Genomic DNA, 1281 nt, shown 5'->3' with positions numbered 1-1281 from the left:
AATCACTTAAAACCTTATTGCACAAAGAGAAGTAAAAGAGGAATAAATGAGAAGAAACCAATACCTAGAAATTACGAGCTTCGCTCGTCACGCCAGCAAGCTGCGCGTCTACAATACAGGCACGTCGTTCATTACCTCATTTGCTTTGGCTTTATATTTTTGACGTGATGTTAATATGCGTACATAAACTCCCTCAGCTTGAATTCCTTTAGAAACTCGCCCACATTGTTTTTCAGCACCACCAAATACATCTGGCATGTATTGACATGTAAGCATTAGTATTTTCATTTAGTTATATATTCCCTTAACCTAACATTAATATTTTTTTCGATAATACTATAAATAAAACAGCCAAATAGCACACTAATTAAAGTAATACCAAACCAAATTACTAATAGTGGAACATACTGTATTTGAGGTATTAGCTCTCGACCTAAAACTCCACTTATAATCATAATAGGAAACATATGAAATAAATATATTGAATAAGAGGCATCACCTAAGTAAACAAATGACTTATGAATTTTCATATTTTTTATTGGTGTATACAGTACCGCAACAATAAAAACAGATAATGCTATAGGTGCTCTCGATATTAAAGACGTGTACTCCCATAAATAGGGTGTCGTGAAGTACATAAATAACCATAAGCACCCAAATGTTACCACTGCAAGCATAATATTTTTCGATATTCTGTAGCCCGACAAGTATAGTTTCGCTAACCAACCACCTATCACAAACTCAAATAATACCGGATTTTTTAATAAGCTTATAATAGCTAAGTTTAAATCAGTTAAATGTGCAAATATAGAAAGTAACGTTATAAAAACAGTAATTACTTCTAACCTTTTTGACGCAGCAAGCAATAATGTGGGAGCAAATAGCATATAAAATATAATTTCATAGTTTAAAGTCCAACCTATTTTTAAAAAAGGAACAATCGCCCCATCGTAAACATGTGGAATCAATAGTAATGAATAAAACACATGCAGCCCGTCAAACACAGCTGAAGATCCAGGTAATAAAGCTAATACACTCATAAAAAATATAGCGACAAACCAAATAGGATATATTCTGGCAACTCTTTTTTTAAGATATAAACCTATATCATTTGTATTTCTTGAGGTGTAAAAAATAATAAAGCCAGACAATACAAAAAATATGTCTACCCCTATTGCTCCTATCTTTACAAACTGGTTTTCTGCAAGCCAAAAAGAATGCTCTGCACCTAGCTCAGCGTGTCGTTTAATAATCAAACCATGAACATGATAAAAAACTACA

The 1281-nt window shown here is 32.6% G+C and carries 2 protein-coding genes; both read right to left on the bottom strand.

Features of this window, described 5'->3' with window-relative positions; genetic code table 11:
• Window positions 1-108 precede the first annotated feature (108 nt).
• Complete coding sequence (locus H5072_RS19765) at window positions 109-288, bottom strand: hypothetical protein (protein WP_182694553.1); 180 nt, start codon at window positions 286-288, stop codon at window positions 109-111.
• Window positions 285-1281: acyltransferase (locus tag H5072_RS19760; protein WP_182694552.1), on the bottom strand; the 997-nt coding region annotated here is incomplete at its 5' end. The genes H5072_RS19760 and H5072_RS19765, both read right to left, overlap by 4 nt.

This window comes from Pseudoalteromonas sp. SR45-5 (genome assembly GCF_014163565.1).
Lineage (GTDB): Bacteria > Pseudomonadota > Gammaproteobacteria > Enterobacterales > Alteromonadaceae > Pseudoalteromonas > Pseudoalteromonas distincta.
Note: the sequence above shows the minus strand (reverse complement) of the source record. Positions and strands in the feature narration are given on the sequence as shown.

What these genes read in the sequence shown, in the direction of transcription:
- H5072_RS19765 (WP_182694553.1), bottom strand. Translation starts at nt 288, where the DNA reads ATGAAAATACTAATGCTTACATGTCAATACATGCCAGATGTATTTGGT.